The organism is Solwaraspora sp. WMMD937 (assembly GCF_029581175.1).
GTDB lineage: Bacteria > Actinomycetota > Actinomycetes > Mycobacteriales > Micromonosporaceae > Micromonospora_E.
Genome location: NZ_CP120738.1, coordinates 1688172 through 1707202, shown reverse-complemented (window position 1 = coordinate 1707202; position 19031 = coordinate 1688172). Strand labels below are relative to the sequence as shown.

General features: G+C 70.1%; 2 protein-coding genes. Both read right to left on the bottom strand.

What is annotated here, in order from left to right; translation table 11 throughout:
• Positions 1 to 36 precede the first annotated feature (36 nt).
• The gene (locus O7621_RS07360; protein WP_282233321.1) at positions 37 to 5697 is read right to left on the bottom strand and encodes a type I polyketide synthase; all 5661 of its coding nucleotides are present in this window, start codon (positions 5695 to 5697) and stop codon (positions 37 to 39) included.
• Entirely contained in the window at positions 5694 to 18917 is a 13224-nt protein-coding gene (locus O7621_RS07355; protein ID WP_282233320.1) for a type I polyketide synthase, read from the bottom strand. Before O7621_RS07355 ends, O7621_RS07360 begins: the two co-directional genes overlap by 4 nt.
• Positions 18918 to 19031: the final 114 nt, after the last annotated feature.

Sequence of the window (19031 nt, the reverse complement as noted above, 5' to 3'; positions counted from 1 at the left end):
GTGTCGTCGTGGGGTCGGGCGTTGGGTCGGTCGGCGCTACGACAGCCGGAAGTCGCTGTCGAGCAGGTCGAACAGTTCCTCGTCGGAGGCGGTCCGCAACCGGTCGGAGACCTCGGCTCTGGAGCCGTCGTCGGGGTCGGGGGGGCCGGCGGTGCCACCGACCTCCGCGAGCAGGGCACGGAGCAGATCGGTGGCGCGGGTGCGGTCCGTGTCGTCCCGCACCGCCGCCGCGATCCCGGTGCGGAGCTGGTCCAGCGACGCCAGGACGCCGGCGGCGTCGGTCGGCACCCGGTCGCCAGAGGACCGGCGGTCGAGTTCGGTTCCCAGGTAGGCGGCGAGTGCGGCGGGGGTCGGGTGGTCGAAGACGATGGCGGCGGGCAGGCGGAGGCCCGTCGCCGCGCTGAGCCGGTTGCGCAGGTCCACGGCGGTGAGCGAATCGAAACCCGCGTCCCGGAAGGACCGTTTCGCACTCAACATCGTCACCCCGGCGTGGCCGAGTACGGCTGCTGCCTCGGCACGGACCAGATCGGTGAGGATCGCCGCGCGCTCGGCTGCCGACCTGCCCGCCAGTTGCGCGGTGATGGTGGCCTCGGCCGGCTGCTCCGGCGTACCGGGTCTCGGTCGTGCCCGGGTCGGGCCGGTCAGGACGGCGGGCACCGCGCCGACCGGACCGTCCGCGCGCAGCACCGCCGGGTCGAGGCGGACCGGGTAGAAGACCGCCCCGGGGCGGACGCAGGCGGCGTCGAGGAGCACCAGCGCGTCCTCGACGCCGAGTGGCACGAGCCCGGACCGACGCAGGCGGGCGAGGTCCGCGCGGCCCAGGCCGGCGGCCATCCCGCCGTCCAGCGGCCCCCAGGCGAGCGAGGTCGCGGGCAGCCCACGGCCCCGCCGCCAGTCGGCGAAGGCGTCGAGAAAGGCGTTGGCGGCGGCATACCCGGCCTGGCCGGCGCTGCCGATGGTGCCGGCCACGGACGAGAACAGCACGAAGGCGGTGAGGTCGGAGTCGTGAGTGAGGTCGTGGAGGTTGATTGCCGCGTCCGTCTTGGCGCGGAGCACCGCCGCGACCCGGTCCCCGGTCTGAGCGGTCAGCGCACCGTCATCGGCGATACCCGCGGTGTGCACCACGGCGGTGAGTGGATGCCCGGGCGGGATCTCGGCCAGCAGCCGGGCCAGGGCGTCGCGGTCGGCGACGTCGCAGGCGGCGACCCGGACGGAGGCGCCCAGGGCCACCAGGTCCCGGGTCAGGTCGGCCGCACCGGGGGCGTCCGGCCCGCGCCGGCTGACCAGCAGCAGGTGCCGTACCCCGTGCCGGCGGGCCAGGTGCCGGGCCATGGCCCCACCGAGCAGCCCGGTCCCCCCGGTGACGAGCACCGTGCCGGTGCCCGACCAGGGCGCCACAGCATCGTCGGCGGCCGGTGCCCGGACGAGACCCGGGACGGTGGCCGTCCCGGCGCGCAGGGCGAGTTGCGGTTCGGCCATTCGCACCGCCCCCGGCAGGGTACGCAGCGAGTCCGGGTGGTCGTCGACGTCGACGAGGAGGAACCGTTGCGGGTGCTCGGTCTGGGCGACCCGCAGCAGCCCCCAGACCCCGGCGGCGGTGGGATCCGTGACACCGGTGCCGGCCTGAGCCGCACCGGTGGTCAGCACGACCAGCTGGTAGCCGGTGAACCGGTCCTCGGCGAGCCACCGCTGGACGAGGTCGAGCGCCTGCCGGGTGGCCCGGTCCACACCGACGGCCGTCACCTCACCGGCCGGCACGCCGTCGGCCGGGCCGGTAGTGACGACGACGTGGGTTGGTTCCGGGCCGTCGGCCAGGGCGGCGACCAGCGCGTCCAGGTCCGGGTATGCCTGCGTGGGCGCCTCAGCCGACAGGGCGGCGAGCAGCGCCGGATGATCGGGGCCGACGAGGGCGAACCGGACCTCCCCGGTCGGCGGAGCGGACGGCACGGCCGCCCAGTCCAGCCGGTACAGCGGCGCCTGGCTGGTGACGGCGGCGGCGATCCGGTCGGCAGGTACCCGGCGCAGGGCCAGGGAGGCGGCGGTGAGCACCGGAACACCGGTGCCGTCGGCGGCGGTGACGCTGACCGACTCGGGACCGGCCGGGGCGATCCGGAGCCGGAGTTGGTCGGTCCCGGTGGCGGAAAGCCGGACGTCGGTCCAGGCGAACGGCAGCATCCCGTGCGCGCCATCGGGGAACTGGTCGCCGAGGACGATCGCGTGCAGGGCGGCGTCCAGCAGCGCCGGATGGATCCGATAGCGGACCGCCTCTGGGGCGTACTCCTCGGGAAGCCGGACCTCGGCGAACGTCTCGTCGCCGCGTTGCCAGGCGGCGCGCAGCCCTCGGAACGCGGGGCCGTACCCGATGCCCGCATCGGCGAACCGCTCGTACTCGCCCTCAACCTCCACGGGCTGCGCCCCCTCGGGGGGCCAGACGCCGGCGAGGTCAGTGGCCGGCCCGGCCCCGCCGGCGGGCGGCTCCTCGGTGGTGTCGGTCACCCGGCCGGTGGCGTGCCGGGTCCACTCTGGTCCGGCGACGGCCGGCCTGGAGTGGACCTGGACGGTCCGGGTGCCGTCCGGGTGCGGGCCACTCAGCACGACCCGCAACCGGACGCCTTCGTCCTCGGGGACCACCAACGGCGCTTCGAAGGTCAGCTCCGCCACTCGGCCGCAGCCGGCGGCGGCACCCACCTCGTGCAGGATCTCCAGCAGGGCGGCGCCCGGCAACACCGTGCGCCCCCACACGCTGTGATCGGCGAGCCACGGGTGGGTGCGGACGGAGAGCAGGCCGGTCCAGACCGTGCCGGTGCCGTCGGGCAGGTCCACCGCGACGGCGAGCAGCGGGTGCCCGGCCAAGTCGAGCCCCACGGTGGTGAGGTCGGGTGTGCCGGGGCGCGGGTCTAGCCAGTAGCGGGTCCGCTGGAACGGGTAGGTGGGCAGGTCGGTGCTGCGTGGTCCGTCGCCGAGTGCCGCGACCGGGTCGACCGAAAGGCCGTAGACGTGGGCGGTGGCCAGCGCCTCCCCGACGGCGATGTCGTCGTCGCGGTCCCGGCGGAGGAAGGGCAGGAACAGCAGGGGCCGGTCGGTCCCGGCGGGGTCCGAGGACTCGGCCAGGCAGTCCCGCGCCATCGCCGTGAGCACGCCGTCCGGACCGAGTTCGACGAAAGTGTCGATGCCTTCGGCGCGGAGCCGGCGTACGCCGTCGAGGAAGCGCACCGGGTCGCGGGCGTGCCGGACCCAGTACTCCGGGGTCCGCAGGTCGCCGCCGGTCACCGGCGCGCCCGTCACGGTGCCGACAACGGGGATAGTCGGTTCCCGGTAGTCGAGGTCCCAAATGGTCTTCTCGAACTGCGCGAGCATCCCGTCCATCCGGGGGGAGTGGAAGGCGTGGCTGACCCGCAGCCGCGTGGCCCGGCGACCCCGCTCGCGCCACCAGGCGACCTGTTCCTCGACAGCGCCCTCGTCGCCCGCGACGAGGATGGCCTGCGGCCCGTTGACCGCAGCGATGGCAAGTTCGTGTCCGCGTCCGGCGAGTAGCGGGGCGACCTCGGACTCGGTGGCCTCGACCGCGGCCATCGCGCCGCCGGCGGGCAGGCCCGCCATGAGCCGGCCGCGTGCGGTCACCAGCAGGGCGGCGCCGGCCAGGGTGAGCACGCCCGCGACGTGCGCCGCGCTGATCTCCCCCACCGAGTGCCCCAGCAGGGCGTCTGGGCGCAGCCCCCAGCTCGTGACAAGCCGGAACAGCGCCACTTCCAGGGCGAACAGCGCCGGCTGGGTGTATGCGGTGTCGTCCAGCAGGGCCGCCGCGTCGCTGCCCGGCTCGGCGAACATGACGTCCCGTAGTGGCCGGTCCAGGTGCCGGTCTACTTCGGTGAGCACCTCGTCGAGCGCCTGCGCGAAGGTGGGGTGCCGGGCGTACAGGTCCCGCCCCGCCCCCGGCCGCTGGCTGCCCTGGCCGGTGAAGAGAACGGCGACGCGGCGTTCCGGGATGGCCCGACCGGTGACCAGCCCGGCGGCGCTGCGGCCGGTGGCGACAGCCCTCAGCCCGTCGAGCAGGGTGGCGGTGTCGGGCCCGAGCACTGCGGCCCGGTACGGGAACGCTGTGCGGGTTCGGGCGAGCGCGCGGGCGACGGCGTCGGCGGAATCGGGCCGGCCGGTCAGGTGGCTGTGCAGCCGCCGGGCCTGCTCGCGCAGGGCCGCCTCGTCGCGGCCGGACAGGACCCAGGCGGGTACCCCGGCGGCCGGGGGCGACGCGGCGGTGGGTTCCGCCCCCGGCCGGCCGGGGGCAGCTTCCAGGATGGCGTGGGCGTTGGTGCCACTGGCGCCGAACGACGAGACGCCGGCCCGCCGGGGGAGGTCGTCGACCGCGGGCCACGGTCGGCTCTCGGTCAGCAGTCGGACCGCGCCGGAGGACCAGTCCACCCTGGTCGAGGGCCGGTCGACGTGCAGGGTCCGAGGCAACCGGCCGTGGTGCATCGCCAGCACCGTCTTAATCACACCGGAGACCCCGGCGGCGGCCTGGGTGTGGCCGACGTTGGACTTCAGCGACCCGAGCCACAGCGGCCGGTCCGCCGGCCGCCCCTGCCCGTACGTCGCCAGCAGCGCCTGCGCCTCGATTGGGTCACCGAGCCGGGTGCCGGTACCGTGCGCCTCCACCGCGTCCACCTCGTCGGCGGCCAGCCCCGCGTCGGCCAGCGCCTGCCGGATGACCGCCTGCTGGGCGGTACCGTTCGGGGCGGTCAGGCCGTTGCTCGCCCCGTCCTGGTTGACCGCCGTGCCCCGGACGACGGCCAGTACCCGGTGCCCGTTACGGACCGCGGCCGAGAGCCGTTCCAGCAGCAGCATCCCGACGCCCTCGCCAAAGCCGGTGCCGTCCGCCGCATCCGAAAACGCCTTGCAGCGGCCGTCCATGGCCAGTCCACGCTGGCGGGAGAAGTCGACGAACATCGTCGGGGTGGCGAGCACCGTCGCCCCGCCCGCCAGGGCCAGGTCACACTCGCCGGACCGCAGGGCCCGCACCGCCAGGTGCAGCGCCACCAGCGACGACGAGCAGGCCGTGTCGACCGTGACCGCCGGCCCCTGCAACCCCAGGGTGTACGCGATCCGACCGGAGGCGACACTGCCCGCGCTGCCGTTGACCAGGTAGCCCTCCAGGTCGTGCGGGACCTCGGCGAGCCGGGTGCCGTAGTCGTCGTACATCACCCCGACGTAGGTCCCGGTGCGGGTGCCGCGGACCTCGCCGGGTGCGATGCCCGCCCGTTCGAGGACCTCCCACGCGGTCTCCAGCAGCAGCCGCTGCTGCGGGTCCATGGCCAGGGCCTCGCGCGGTGAGATGGCGAAGAACTCCGGGTCGAAGTCGGCGCAGTCGTGGAGGAAGCCACCCTCGCGGGCGTAGCTGGTGCCGGTGGCGTCCGGGTCGGGGTCGTAGAGCTTCTCCATGTCCCAGCCCCGGTCGTCGGGGAAGCCCGAGATGGCGTCGGTCCCGCCGTCGACCAGCCGCCAGAGTTCCTCGGGGGTCTGCACCCCGCCCGGCAACCGGCAGCTCATCCCGACGATGGCGATGGGCTCACGCGCGCCGTCCTCCAGCTCGCGTAGCCGTCGCCGCGTGCCGGCCAGCTCGGCGGTGACGCGCTTGAGGTACTCACGAATCCGGTCCTCGTTGGCGGCCATCTGCCGGTTGTCTCCTCGGTCGGAGTTCACAACTGCTCCTCGATGAAGGCGAACAGCTCGTCGTCGTCGGTCGCCGAGGCCAGCCGCTCGGCGACCGTTGTATCCGCCAGCCCGTCCTCCGCCGGCCGGGACCGGGGCCCGCCGACCAGGGCGAGCATCTCCTCCAGTCGACGGCGGACGATGTTCCGGCGGATGTCGTCGGTCTTCATCCCACCGAGCGCGGCGGCCAGGGTGTCGAGCCCGGTCAGCGCTGTCGCGCCCGCGTCGGCCACCCCGTCGGCGGCGAGTTCGTCAGCCAGGTGCTCAGCCACGGCCTGCGGGTCCGGGTGGTCGAACACCAGGCTCGGGGCCAGCCGCAGGCCGGTCGCGGTGCTCAGCCGGTTACGCAGTTCGACGGCGGTCAACGAATCGAACCCGATCTCCCGGAATGGTCGTCTCGGGTCCGCCCCCGCGGCCCCCGCGTCAAGGGCGAGCACTCCCGCCACGTGGGTGCGGACCAGGTCCAGCAACTCCCGGATCCGGGCCGGGGTGTCCTGCCCGGCCAGGCGCCTCCGCAGGTGGTCCGCCTGCTCCGCGGGGGCGGTGGCCGGCGCGGATGCCCTGCCCGCGCCCCCCGATGTGGTGGCCCGCCGGATCGGTGCCGGCGGGACCAGGCCGCGTAGCAGCGCCGGAACCGCGTCCGGTCCGCTGGCGACCTGCTCCCGCCGCAACGCCGCGAGGTCCAGACGCGCGGGTACGAGCAGGGCTTCGTGCCGGGCCCGGTCGAGCGCCCGGTCGAAAAGCAGGAGCCCCTCCTCGGCGGTCATCGGCGCGATGCCGGAGCGGCGCATCCGCCGCAGGTCGTTCTCACCGAGGTGGCCCGTCATGTCGCTGGCTGGTCCCCACAGGCCCCAGGCGAGGGCGGCGCCGGGCCGCCCCTGGGCCTGCCGGTGCTGCGCCAGGGCGTCCAGAAAGGTGTTCGCCGCCGCGTAGTTCGCCTGACCGGGGCGGCCCAGGATGCCCGCCGCCCCGGAGAACAGGACGAACGCAACCAGGGGCAGTCCTGCGGTCAACTCGTGCAGGTTCAGCGCGGCGTCGACCTTCGGCCGCAGCACCGCGTCGATCCGGTCGGGGGTCAGCGCCTGGAGCGCCCCGTCGTCGAGGACGCCGGCCACGTGCACCACGGCGGTCAGCGGGTGCGCGGTGGGGATGCACTGTAGGACATCGGCCAGGGCCGCGCGGTCGGCGGCATCACAGGCGACCAGCGACACGTGCGCGCCGAGCCCGGTCAGCTCCTCGGTCAGCCGGTCGGCTCCGGCGGCGCCGGGTCCGCTGCGGCTGACCAGCAGCAGCCGACGTACCCCGTGCCCGGTCACCAGATGCCGGGCGAGCAGGCCGCCGAGGGTGCCGGTGGCGCCAGTCACCAGGACGGTGCCGGCTGGGTCGAGCCCGCCCGTCAGCGGGTCGGCGGGCACCGGTTCCGCGCGCAGCGGCTCGATCTCGGGCACCCGGATCTCGCCGGCCCGAACCACGAGCTGCGGCGCGTCCACGGTGAGCGCCGACGGGACCATGGAGATGGAGGTGTCGTCGGCGTCGACGTCGAGCAGGACGAACCGGTCCGGGTGTTCGGACTGGGCCGACCGCACCATGCCCCAGAGTCCGGCGTGAACGAGGTCCGGCACGTCCTCGTCGGTGCCGGCAGCCACGGCCCGTTCAGTGAGCATGACGAGTTTCGCCGCTGCGAACCGCTCGTCGGCCAGCCAACCCTGGAGCAGCTCCAGCCCGGCCCGGGCCTCCGCCCGGACCGCCTCGGCGACGTGGGCGGGTTCGGTGGAGTAGGAGTCCATGCGGAAGTCGGCAAGGACGACGCTGGGAGCTTCCGCGCCCGCGTCCAGGGCCGCCCGTAGGGAGGCCAGGTCGGCGTGGATGTCGATGGCGGCGACCGGCCAGCCGTACCGCGCGGCGGCACCGATCACCTCGGCGCCGTGCGGGCCGACGACCGCCCACCGCCGCTGCTGCGGCGCGGCCACGGCGGTCCTTCGCCGCCAGCCCACCCGGTACAGCGGCAGGGTAGGGGTCGTACCGGCGACGCCGAGGCGTTCCCGGGCGAGCGGCAGCAGGACGAGCGCGTCGAGCGAGAGGACGGGGGCCCCGGCAAGGTCCACCGCCTGCATCGACACCGCTGCCTCGCCGGCCCGGCCGAGGCGGACCCGCAGCGTGTCGGCGCCGGTAGTGTGCAGGGTGACGCCCTGCCAGGCGAACGGGAGCAGCACACTGCCGTCCGGGACGTCGACGAGTCCGCCAGCCAGCCACGGTTGCAGGGCCGCGTCGAGCAGCGCGGGGTGCACCCCGAACCGGGTGGCCTCGGCGGCGACCCGGGATGGCAGGCGCACCTCGGCGAAGACCTCACCGTCGCGCCGCCAGACGTTCTGGAGTCCGGCGAAGACCTCGCCGTACTCGTAACCCAGCGTGGCGAACCGCTCGTAGAGGGCGTCCACGTCGACGGGTTCGGTGCCGGCGGGGGGCCAGGTCTCGGTGTGCCACGAGGTCGCCGGGACGGATCGCGGCCCGGTGGTCAGGACACCGACCGCGTGGCGGGTCCAGGCGGCCTCGTCGGCTGCGGACTCGGCACGGGAGAAGACCTTCACCGGCCGGTGGCCGGATCCCTCGGCCGGTTCGTCCACCAGCACCTGGAGCCGTACACCGCCGGTGGGCGGCACCATCAGCGGCGCCTCCAGACGCAGCTCCTCGACACCGGTGCAGCCGGCCACCTCGGCGGCGTGCAGCGTCAGTTCCATGAAGGCCGTACCGGGCACCAGGACGGTGCCGGAGACGGCGTGGTCGGCGAGCCAGGCGTGCGAAGCGAGCGAGAGCCGGCCGGCGAGCAGGAGACTCCGGGTGCCGCCGACCGGCAACGCGCCGCCGAGCAGCGGGTGGTCCTCCCACTCCATGCCGAACCTGGCCGCGGCGGCGGTCCCGACGCCTGCCGGAGAGGTGTGCGCCCAGTAGTGGCGTCGCTGAAACGGATACGTAGGCAAATCAACCACCCGACCCCCAACACCAGCAAACACCGCACCCCAATCCACATCAACCCCACCAACAAAAGCCTCCGCCACCGAAACCAAAAACCGATCCAACCCACCATCATCACGCCGCAACGACCCCACCACCACAACCGGACCCCCACCACCCACCACCCCAACAGTCTCCTCCACACCCGGCACCAACACCGGATGCGCACTACACTCCACAAACCCCGAAAACCCATCCCCCACCAAACGCCCCACAGTCTCACCAAACAACACCCGCTGCCGCAAATTCCGATACCAATACCCCCCATCCAAACCAACACCATCCACCACACCAGCCTCCACCGTCGAATAAAACGGCACCTCCCCCCGACGCGGAACCACCCCCGCCAACACCTCCAACAACTCAGCCTCAACAGCCTCCACCCGCACCGAATGCGACGCATAATCCACCGGAATCCTCCGCGCCCGAACCCCCTCCCCCTCACACCACGCCACAAAATCCACCACCGCACCCACATCCCCCGAAACAACAGTCCCCGACGGACCATTCACCGCCGCCACACCCAACCCACCCCCAAACCCCACAAGCCTCGACTCCACCTCCGCCACCGGCAACGCAACAGACGCCATCGCACCCGGACCCGCCAAAACCCGACCAATCACCCGAGACCGCTCCGCCACCACCCGCGCACCATCAGACAAACTCAACACACCAGCCACCACCGCCGCCGCAATCTCACCCTGCGAATGACCCACCACCGCCGACGGCACCACACCCACCGACCGCCACAACCGCGCCAACGACACCATCACCGCCCACGACACCGGCTGCACCACATCAACCCGACCAAACACATCCACCCCACCACCACGCACCACCTCCACCAAATCCCAATCCACAAACTCCGACAACACCCCCGCACACTCCACCATCGACTCAGCAAACACCGACGACTCATCCATCAACCGCGCACCCATACCCACCCACTGCGCCCCCTGACCCGGAAACACAAACACCACCCGACCCCCCGACAACCCACCCGACCCCCCAGACACCACACCACCCACACCAAAATCACCCGACGCCACAGCCGCCAACCCACGATCCACAACCACAGAATCAGCACCAAAAACCACCGCCCGACGCTCGAACACCGACCGCGTCGACACCAACGACCACCCAACATCCACCAACCGCGCACCCCCCAAAACACCCCGAAGACGATCAGCCTGCGCCCGCAACGCCACCTCCGACCTACCCGACAACACCACCGGAACCACCGGAAGCTCCCGCACCACCACCGAATCACCGACACCACCAACAGAAACAGACTCCTCCACCACAGGAGCCTCCTCCAAAATCAAATGAGCATTCGTACCACTAACCCCGAACGCAGAAACCCCAGCCCGACGCGGCCGACCAGTCACCGGCCAATCACGCCGCTCCGACAACAACTCCACCGACCCCGACGACCAATCCACAAACGGCGACGGCTCATCCACATGCAACGTCGCCGGCAACACCCCCGCCCGCAACGCCAACACCATCTTCATCACACCAGCAACACCCGCGGCCGCCTGCGTATGACCCACATTCGACTTCAACGACCCCAACCACAACGGACCACCCGAACGACCACGCCCATAAGTCGCCAACAACGCCTCAGCCTCAATCGGATCCCCCAACCGAGTCCCCGTACCATGCGCCTCCACCACATCAACCTCATCAGCCGCCACACCCGCCACCGCCAACGCATCACGAATCACCCGCTGCTGCGCAACCCCCGACGGCGCCGTCAAACCATTCGACGCCCCATCCTGATTAACCGCAGAACCCCGCACCACCGCCAACACCCGATGACCACGCTCCCGCGCCACCGACAACCGCTCCAACACCACAACACCAGCACCCTCAGCCCAACCCGTACCATCCGCACCACCCCCAAAAGCACGACACCGCCCATCAACCGACAACCCACCCTGCCGCGAAAACTCCACAAACAAACCCGGCCCCGCAATAACCGTCACCCCACCCGCCAACGCCACATCACACTCACCCAACCGCAACCCCTGACACGCCAAATGCAACGCCACCAACGACGACGAACACGCCGTATCAACAGAAACCGCAGGACCCTCCAACCCGAAAGCATAGGACACCCGACCGGAAGCGACACTGACCGACTTTCCGGTGAGCAGATACCCCTCGAACTCATGAGGCGCTTCGTGGAGGCGGGCAGCGTACTCCTGGTGAGTGAGCCCGGAATAGACACCGGTGCGACTGCCCCGCAATCCCTCCGGGTCGATGCCGGCGCGCTCCAGTGCCTCCCAGGACGTCTCCAGCAGCAGACGCTGCTGGGGATCCATGGCCAAGGCCTCGCGGGGGGAGATCCCGAAGAACTCGGCGTCGAAGAACGCCGCGTCGTACAAGAACCCTCCGTCGCGCACGTACGATTTGCCCGCCGCGCCGGGGGTAGGGTCGAAGAAGGAATCGACGTCCCAGCCCCGGTCATCGGGGGCGGGACCGATGACGTCGGCCATGTTCAGCAGCAGTTCCCAGAGCTTCTCGGGGGTGTCCGCCCCGCCGGGGTAGCGGCAGGCCATGCCGACGATCGCGATCGGTTCGTCGACCCGCGCGAGCCCGGTCGCCATCGGGACAACGGGTTCGGGGGTGGCGCCGGTGAGGGCCTCCTCCACGAACGAGGCCAGGGCCGATGGGCTCGGGTGGTCGAAGACGACGGTGGACGGCAGGGTGAGCCCGGTCGTCGTGTTCAAGCGGTTGCGCAGTTCCAGCGCGGTGAGCGAGTCGAACCCCGCAGCCTTGAAGGCCCGGCCGGGGGTGACCGCCTCCACGGTGTCATGGCCGAGGACGGCCGCCGCTTCCCTGCGCACCAGTTGCAGCAGGACCTGCTGCCGTTCCGACTCGGACATGCCCACCACGCGCTGCGCCAGGCCGGAGGTCTCCGCTGCGGCGTCGGCCCGGCGGGCGTCGAGCGCGCTCCTGGCCTCGGGAACACCGTCGAAGAGCCGGCCCGGCCGCAGGTCGGCGAGTCGGGGGGCGAAGTCCGCCCAGTCGACATCGGCGACGGTCACGCAGACGTCGTCGCGGTCGAGGGCCCGCTGGAGGGCGCGGATGCCGCCGTCCGGGTCCATGGCGGTGATGCCGCGTCGGTTCAGGTTCCGCTCCCCGACCCCCTCAGCCATGCCGCCGCCAGCCCACAGCCCCCACGCGATGGCGGTGGCGGGGAGGCCGGCGGCGCGGCGCTGCTCGGCGAGTACGTCCAGAGACGCGTTGGCTGCGGCGTAGGCCGCCTGGCCGCCGTTGCCCCAGACCCCGGTGATGGACGAGAAGAGGACGAAGGCATCGAGGTCCCGGTGTCGGGTGAGTTCGTCGAGGAGCAGTGCGGCGTCCGCCTTCGGACGGAACACCGCCTCGACCTGGGCGAGGGTGAGGGTCTCCAGCACACCGTCGTGGAGGGCGCCGGCGGTGTGAAAGACGGCGGTCGGCGGGTGAGCCTCCAGGAGGGTGGCGAGCGCGGCGCGGTCGGACACGTCACACGCGACGATGGTCACCGCCGCGCCTAGCGCCAGCAGATCCGCTTCCAACTCGACCGCACCGGGGGACTGGGCACCTCGCCGGCTGATGAGGACCAGGTGCTCGGCACCGGTGCGGGCGAGCCAGCGCGCCACCTGCGCGCCCAATGCCCCCGTACCGCCGGTGACCAGGACCGTGCCACGGGGGCGCCACTCCCGGCGAGGCGTATCCGAGGCGCGCGTCACCCGTCGCCCGTAGACCCCGGAGTCGCGTACCGCGATCTGGTCCTCGCCCTCTCCTCCGGCCACCGCGCTGGCCAGGTGGTCCAGGGCCCGGGAGTCCGGTTCCTGCGGCAGGTCGACCAGACCACCCCAGCGGTCGGGCAGCTCCAGTGCGGCCACCTGGCCGAGCGCCCACACCTGCGCGCCGGCTGCGTCGGGCACCTCCCGAGACGTCACGCCGACCGCCGCCTGGGTCACGGTCCACAGCGGCACGTCGAGGCCCGCGTCACCGGCGGCCTGCACCAATGCCAGCGAGGCGGCTACGCCCCGCGCGATGGACGGGTGGTCGGGATGGGTGCCGGGTACCAGTCCGAGCAGGGACACGACGCCTGCCAGGGTGGTCGCGCCGTCGCCCATGGCGGCGAGCAGGTCGGCGAGGCGGGTACGGCTGCCGAGCGGATCCAGGCTCAGCAGCTCGACCTCGGCACCCCGACGGGAGAGTGCCGCGGTGATGTCGGCGGGCAGAGCCGACTCGGCCGTCGCGGGGTCGGCCACCAGCAGCCAGCGTCCGGTGAGCCACCGAGGACTACCGACCGGAAGCGGCTTCCAGGTGATCCGGTACCGCCAGCCCGTCGTCGGGTCGGTGTCACCGCCGACAGCGGTAACCGGCCTGGGAGCCTCGGCCCAGTAGTGGCGTCGCTGAAACGGATACGTAGGCAAATCAACCACCCGACCCCCAACACCAGCAAACACCGCACCCCAATCCACATCAACCCCACCAACAAAAGCCTCCGCCACCGAAACCAAAAACCGATCCAACCCACCATCATCACGCCGCAACGACCCCACCACCACAACCGGACCCCCACCACCCACCACCCCAACAGTCTCCTCCACACCCGGCACCAACACCGGATGCGCACTACACTCCACAAACCCCGAAAACCCATCCCCCACCAAACGCCCCACAGTCTCACCAAACAACACCCGCTGCCGCAAATTCCGATACCAATACCCCCCATCCAAACCAACACCATCCACCACACCAGCCTCCACCGTCGAATAAAACGGCACCTCCCCCCGACGCGGAACCACCCCCGCCAACACCTCCAACAACTCAGCCTCAACAGCCTCCACCCGCACCGAATGCGACGCATAATCCACCGGAATCCTCCGCGCCCGAACCCCCTCCCCCTCACACCACGCCACAAAATCCACCACCGCACCCACATCCCCCGAAACAACAGTCCCCGACGGACCATTCACCGCCGCCACACCCAACCCACCCCCAAACCCCACAAGCCTCGACTCCACCTCCGCCACCGGCAACGCAACAGACGCCATCGCACCCGGACCCGCCAAAACCCGACCAATCACCCGAGACCGCTCCGCCACCACCCGCGCACCATCAGACAAACTCAACACACCAGCCACCACCGCCGCCGCAATCTCACCCTGCGAATGACCCACCACCGCCGACGGCACCACACCCACCGACCGCCACAACCGCGCCAACGACACCATCACCGCCCACGACACCGGCTGCACCACATCAACCCGACCAAACACATCCACCCCACCACCACGCACCACCTCCACCAAATCCCAATCCACAAACTCCGACAACACCCCCGCACACTCCACCATCGACTCAGCAAACACCGACGACTCATCCATCAACCGCGCACCCATACCCACCCACTGCGCCCCCTGACCCGGAAACACAAACACCACCCGACCCCCCGACAACCCACCCGACCCCCCAGACACCACACCACCCACACCAAAATCACCCGACGCCACAGCCGCCAACCCACGATCCACAACCACAGAATCAGCACCAAAAACCACCGCCCGACGCTCAAACACCGACCGCGTCGACACCAACGACCACCCAACATCCACCAACCGCGCACCCCCCAAAACACCCCGAAGACGATCAGCCTGCGCCCGCAACGCCACCTCCGACCTACCCGACAACACCACCGGAACCACCGGAAGCTCCCGCACCACCACCGAATCACCGACACCACCAACAGAAACAGACTCCTCCACCACAGGAGCCTCCTCCAAAATCAAATGAGCATTCGTACCACTAACCCCGAACGCAGAAACCCCAGCCCGACGCGGCCGACCAGTCACCGGCCAATCACGCCGCTCCGACAACAACTCCACCGACCCCGACGACCAATCCACAAACGGCGACGGCTCATCCACATGCAACGTCGCCGGCAACACCCCCGCCCGCAACGCCAACACCATCTTCATCACACCAGCAACACCCGCGGCCGCCTGCGTATGACCCACATTCGACTTCAACGACCCCAACCACAACGGACCACCCGAACGACCACGCCCATAAGTCGCCAACAACGCCTCAGCCTCAATCGGATCCCCCAACCGAGTCCCCGTACCATGCGCCTCCACCACATCAACCTCATCAGCCGCCACACCCGCCACCGCCAACGCATCACGAATCACCCGCTGCTGCGCAACCCCCGACGGCGCCGTCAAACCATTCGACGCCCCATCCTGATTAACCGCAGAACCCCGCACCACCGCCAACACCCGATGACCACGCTCCCGCGCCACCGACAACCGCTCCAACACCACAACACCAGCACCCTCAGCCCAACCCGTACCATCCGCACCACCCCCAAAAGCACGACACCGCCCATCAACCGACAACCCACCCTGCCGCGAAAACTCCACAAACAAACCCGGCCCCGCAATAACCGTCACCCCACCCGCCAACGCCACATCACACTCACCCAACCGCAACCCCTGACACGCCAAATGCAACGCCACCAACGACGACGAACACGCCGTATCAACAGAAACCGCAGGACCCTCCAACCCGAAAGCATAGGACACCCGACCCGACACCACACTCGGCGTCGTCCCCGTCAACAAAAACCCCTCAAACCCGCCACTCCCCTCCGACAACCGAGGCCCGTACTCCTGCCCCATCACCCCCACATACACACCAGTCCGCGACCCCCGCAAACCCGCCGGATCAATACCCGCATGCTCCAACGCCTCCCACGACGTCTCCAACAACAACCGCTGCTGCGGATCCATCGCCAACGCCTCACGAGGAGAAATCCCAAAAAACTCGGCGTCGAAAAACCCCGCGTCATACACAAAACCCCCCTCACGCACATACGACTTCCCCGCCACCCCCCGCACCGGATCAAACAGCGACTCCACATCCCAACCCCGATCCACCGGAAAACCAGAAACCGCATCCCCACCCGACACCACCAAATCCCACAAACCAGCCGGAGACACCACACCACCCGGCAACCGACAACCCATCCCCACAATCACCACCGGATCATCATCCGCAACAGCCGTGCGAGCGGCAGGAGGATGACTGTCCTGGGTAGTCGATCGACCGAGAATTTCGTCGCGAAGGTGACGGGCGGCGGCCAACGGGGTGGGGTGGCTGTAGACGAGGGTGGTCGGCACCCGCTTGCCGGTGCCGAGTCGCAGGTGGTTGCAGAGTTCGACGGCGGTGATGGACTCGAAGCCCTGCTCCTTGAAGGTCCGCTCCGGATCGACTGCCTCGGCGGAGTCGAGGCCCAGCACGACGGCGGCGCTCGCCCGGACGACGGTCAGCAGCCGGTTCAGTTGCTCGGTGTCGGACAGCGTCAGTAGTTCCGCGCGAAGTCCTGGCGCGCCGACTTCCGGGGCAAGCTCCGGCTCTGCCTGGTCGTCGACCAGGACCGGTGAGGTGGCCCCGTCCGTCCGCGGCGCCCAGTGGTGGCGTCGTTGAAACGGATACGTAGGCAAATCAACCACCCGACCCCCAACACCAGCAAACACCGCACCCCAATCCACATCAACCCCACCAACAAAAGCCTCCGCCACCGAAACCAAAAACCGATCCAACCCACCATCATCACGCCGCAACGACCCCACCACCACAACCGGACCCCCACCACCCACCACCCCAACAGTCTCCTCCACACCCGGCACCAACACCGGATGCGCACTACACTCCACAAACCCCGAAAACCCATCCCCCACCAAACGCCCCACAGTCTCACCAAACAACACCCGCTGCCGCAAATTCCGATACCAATACCCCCCATCCAAACCAACACCATCCACCACACCAGCCTCCACCGTCGAATAAAACGGCACCTCCCCCCGACGCGGAACCACCCCCGCCAACACCTCCAACAACTCAGCCTCAACAGCCTCCACCCGCACCGAATGCGACGCATAATCCACCGGAATCCTCCGCGCCCGAACCCCCTCCCCCTCACACCACGCCACAAAATCCACCACCGCACCCACATCCCCCGAAACAACAGTCCCCGACGGACCATTCACCGCCGCCACACCCAACCCACCCCCAAACCCCACAAGCCTCGACTCCACCTCCGCCACCGGCAACGCAACAGACGCCATCGCACCCGGACCCGCCAAAACCCGACCAATCACCCGAGACCGCTCCGCCACCACCCGCGCACCATCAGACAAACTCAACACACCAGCCACCACCGCCGCCGCAATCTCACCCTGCGAATGACCCACCACCGCCGACGGCACCACACCCACCGACCGCCACAACCGCGCCAACGACACCATCACCGCCCACGACACCGGCTGCACCACATCAACCCGACCAAACACATCCACCCCACCACCACGCACCACCTCCACCAAATCCCAATCCACAAACTCCGACAACACCCCCGCACACTCCACCATCGACTCAGCAAACACCGACGACTCATCCATCAACCGCGCACCCATACCCACCCACTGCGCCCCCTGACCCGGAAACACAAACACCACCCGCCCCCCCGACAACCCACCCGACCCCCCAGACACCACACCACCCACACCAAAATCACCCGACGCCACAGCCGCCAACCCACGATCCACAACCACAGAATCAGCACCAAAAACCACCGCCCGACGCTCAAACACCGACCGCGTCGACACCAACGACCACCCAACATCCACCAACCGCGCACCCCCCAAAACACCCCGAAGACGATCAGCCTGCGCCCGCAACGCCACCTCCGACCTACCCGACAACACCACCGGAACCACCGGAAGCTCCCGCACCACCACCGAATCACCGACACCACCAACAGAAACAGACTCCTCCACCACAGGAGCCTCCTCCAAAATCAAATGAGCATTCGTACCGCCCATTCCGAAGGAACTGACTCCGGCGAGGCGTGGCAGGCCGGCCTCGCGTCCCGGCCACCGCTGGAGGTCCGTCTGCACCCGCAGGTTGAGGTCGTCGAGCGGGATGTCCGGGTTCGGCGTCTGGAAGTTGAGGCTCGGGGGCAGCATTCCCTCCCGCACGGCGAGCACCGCCTTGAGCAGGCCGGCGATGCCGGCGGCCCCCTCAAGATGGCCGATGTTGGTCTTGACCGATCCGACGGCGAGTCTGGTGTCGGGGGTACGGGCCGCGCCGAGTACCGCCCCGAGGGCGGCCGCCTCTACGGGGTCGCCGGCCTTCGTTCCGGTGCCGTGAAGTTCGACGTAGGCGATCTGCTCCGGCGCGACCATGGCCCGCTCGTACGCCCGACGCAGCAGCGCTTCCTGGGCCGCCCGGTCGGGGTGGGTAAGGCTCGGGCCACCACCGTCGTTGTTGACGGCGCCGCCACGGATCACACAGTGCACCCGGTCGCCGTCGTCGATCGCCTGGTCGAAGGGCTTGAGGACGAGCGCTACGCCGCCCTCACCACGGACATAGCCGTTGGCGCGGGCGTCGAAGGTGAAGCACCGTCCGTCGGGAGACAGTGCGCCCATCAGCGCCATGCCGACGCTGCTCTCCTCGGCCAGGACGAGGCTCACGCCGCCGACGAGCGCGACCGTGCTCTCGCCCCGGCGCAGGCTCTCGCACGCGAGGTGGACGGCGACCAGGGACGACGACTGCGCGGAGTCGACGGTGAGGCTGGGCCCGCGCAGGCCGAGCAGGTACGACAGGCGGTTCGCGGTGAGGCTGCGGTGCAGGCCGGTGGCAGTGTGGCCGTTGATCGCAGCGCCGGAGCGGTGCAGCAGGGTGGCGTAGTCGTCGGCGGCGATGCCGACGAAGACACCGGTGTCGGTGCCTTTGAGGTCGGCGGGCCGGATCCGGGCATGCTCCAGTGCCTCCCAGCCGAGTTCGAGCATCAGGCGCTGCTGCGGGTCCACCGCGGCAGCCTGCCGCGGGGACATCCCGAAGAATGTGTCGTCGAACTCCGCCTTACCCTCCACCACGGCCCGCCAACTGCCGTCGGGTTGGCGTTCGACCGCACTCCGACCGGTACGTAGCAGTTCCCAGAATTCCTCGATGCCGGGCGCGCCGGGCAGCCGGCACGCCATTCCGACCACGGCAATATCGCTGGTGTGCAGCACGCTGCTCTTCACGGTCATGAGGTCTCCTGGGTCGAGAAGAACGCGCTCGGGAGACTCACCGACGATCCGAAAAACGGCTCTGGCGCGCTGCGCGTCCGCGCGCGGCTCGATCATTCTCCCGGCGAGAATACGTAAAGATGGTGGCCGACAGGGTGGCATCACCAGCCCGCGTCTAGATTGGGCCGTGGCGGATCATCCGATGCTTACTCGGCCCCTCATCCGAACTGG